This is a genomic window from Bacillus cereus group sp. Bc010, from assembly GCF_027716745.1.
Taxonomy (GTDB): domain Bacteria; phylum Bacillota; class Bacilli; order Bacillales; family Bacillaceae_G; genus Bacillus_A; species Bacillus_A pacificus.
In genome coordinates this window covers 1-2,009 of the sequence record NZ_JAQFUY010000093.1, presented here as the reverse complement: position 1 = coordinate 2,009, position 2,009 = coordinate 1, and the positions used below count along the sequence as shown (strand labels likewise).

Here is a 2,009-nt window from a genome sequence, read left to right as displayed (position 1 = left end):
CATATTATATGGTTAAGTCCTCGATCTATTAGTATTCGTCAGCTCCACATGTCACCATGCTTCCACCTCGAACCTATCAACCTGATCATCTTTCAGGGATCTTACTAGCTTACGCTATGGGAAATCTCATCTTGAGGGGGGCTTCATGCTTAGATGCTTTCAGCACTTATCCCTTCCGCACATAGCTACCCAGCTATGCCCTTGGCAGAACAACTGGTACACCAGCGGTGCGTCCATCCCGGTCCTCTCGTACTAAGGACAGCTCCTCTCAAATTTCCTACGCCCACGACGGATAGGGACCGAACTGTCTCACGACGTTCTGAACCCAGCTCGCGTACCGCTTTAATGGGCGAACAGCCCAACCCTTGGGACCGACTACAGCCCCAGGATGCGATGAGCCGACATCGAGGTGCCAAACCTCCCCGTCGATGTGGACTCTTGGGGGAGATAAGCCTGTTATCCCCGGGGTAGCTTTTATCCGTTGAGCGATGGCCCTTCCATGCGGAACCACCGGATCACTAAGCCCGACTTTCGTCCCTGCTCGACTTGTAGGTCTCGCAGTCAAGCTCCCTTATGCCTTTGCACTCTACGAATGATTTCCAACCATTCTGAGGGAACCTTTGGGCGCCTCCGTTACACTTTAGGAGGCGACCGCCCCAGTCAAACTGCCCACCTGACACTGTCTCCCGGGTCGATAAGACCCGTAGGTTAGAATTTCAATACAGTCAGGGCGGTATCCCACCAGCGCCTCCACCGAAGCTAGCGCTCCGGTTTCAAAGGCTCCCGCCTATCCTGTACAAACTGTACCAAAATTCAATATCAGGCTACAGTAAAGCTCCACGGGGTCTTTCCGTCCTGTCGCGGGTAACCTGCATCTTCACAGGTACTATAATTTCACCGAGTCTCTGGTTGAGACAGTGCCCAAATCGTTACACCTTTCGTGCGGGTCGGAACTTACCCGACAAGGAATTTCGCTACCTTAGGACCGTTATAGTTACGGCCGCCGTTTACTGGGGCTTCAGTTCAGAGCTTCGCTTACGCTAACCCCTCTCCTTAACCTTCCAGCACCGGGCAGGTGTCACCCCCTATACTTCGCCTTACGGCTTCGCAGAGAGCTGTGTTTTTGCTAAACAGTCGCTTGGGCCTATTCACTGCGGCTTTCCGTTAAGAAAGCACCCCTTCTCCCGAAGTTACGGGGTCATTTTGCCGAGTTCCTTAACCAGAGTTCTCTCGCACACCTTAGGATTCTCTCCTCGCCTACCTGTGTCGGTTTGCGGTACAGGCACCTTTTATCTCGCTAGAAGCTTTTCTTGGCAGCGGGGAATCAAAGACTTCGCTCCATAAGGAGCTTCCCCATCACAGCTCAGCCTTCACGATAAGCGGATTTGCCTACTTATCAGCCTAACTGCTTGGACGTGCACAACCAATCGCACGCTTCTTCTATCCTTCTGCGTCCCTCCATTGCTCAAACGATAAAGAGGTGGTACAGGAATATCAACCTGTTGTCCATCGCCTACGCCTGTCGGCCTCGGCTTAGGTCCTGACTAACCCTGAGCGGACGAGCCTTCCTCAGGAAACCTTAGGCATTCGGTGGACGGGATTCTCACCCGTCTTTCGCTACTCATACCGGCATTCTCACTTCTAAGCACTCCACCAGTCCTTCCGGTCTGACTTCACTGTCCTTAGAACGCTCCCCTACCACTGATACCATTGGTATCAATCCGCAGCTTCGGTGGTGTATTTAGCCCCGGTACATTTTCGGCGCAGAGTCACTCGACTAGTGAGCTATTACGCACTCTTTAAATGGTGGCTGCTTCTAAGCCAACATCCTAGTTGTCTAAGCAACTCCACATCCTTTTCCACTTAATACACACTTTGGGACCTTAGCTGGCGGTCTGGGCTGTTTCCCTTTTGACTACGGATCTTATCACTCGCAGTCTGACTCCTAAGGATAAGTCATTGGCATTCGGAGTTTGACTGAATTCGGTAATCCGATGAGGACCCCTAGT

At 52.2% G+C, this 2,009-nt stretch carries 1 rRNA gene; it reads right to left on the bottom strand.

The features are described 5' to 3' along the window. Positions 1-8 precede the first annotated feature (8 nt). Positions 9-2,009, bottom strand: a 23S ribosomal RNA gene (locus PDQ68_RS28500); the annotation flags it as partial.